The sequence below is a fragment of the Caballeronia sp. GAFFF1 genome (assembly GCF_023630705.1).
In the GTDB taxonomy this organism is placed as follows: domain Bacteria; phylum Pseudomonadota; class Gammaproteobacteria; order Burkholderiales; family Burkholderiaceae; genus Caballeronia.
The window spans coordinates 1-242 of sequence record NZ_JALQEM010000010.1 but is presented as its reverse complement, the minus strand read 5'-3'; the positions used below and the strand labels follow the sequence as shown (position 1 = coordinate 242).

Below are 242 nucleotides of genomic sequence, written 5' to 3'. Positions count from 1 at the left end.
ATTCTCGCGCAACAGTCGCGCGACTTCCGTGCGCAAGCCGTTCTCCCACACGCTCGCCGCGACGCCCGCCGGCGCCGCCGCGATCGGCGCGGATCCGGCGCCGTTCACGGCATTGGGAACCGGCGCGACCGCGCCATCCGTCGATACGGCGAGACTCTCGGCGCTCACCTCCTGACGCGACGTGAGATCGGGCGGCAGATCCTTCTGCTCGATCACCTGCGCGGGCGCCATCACCGTGAGCC

1 pseudogene is annotated in these 242 nt (G+C 71.1%); it reads right to left on the bottom strand.

Going from position 1 to position 242, the window contains the following annotated elements:
• A pseudogene (locus tag NCR37_RS04905) lies at nt 1-242 on the bottom strand (nitrogen regulation protein NR(I)); the annotation flags it as partial.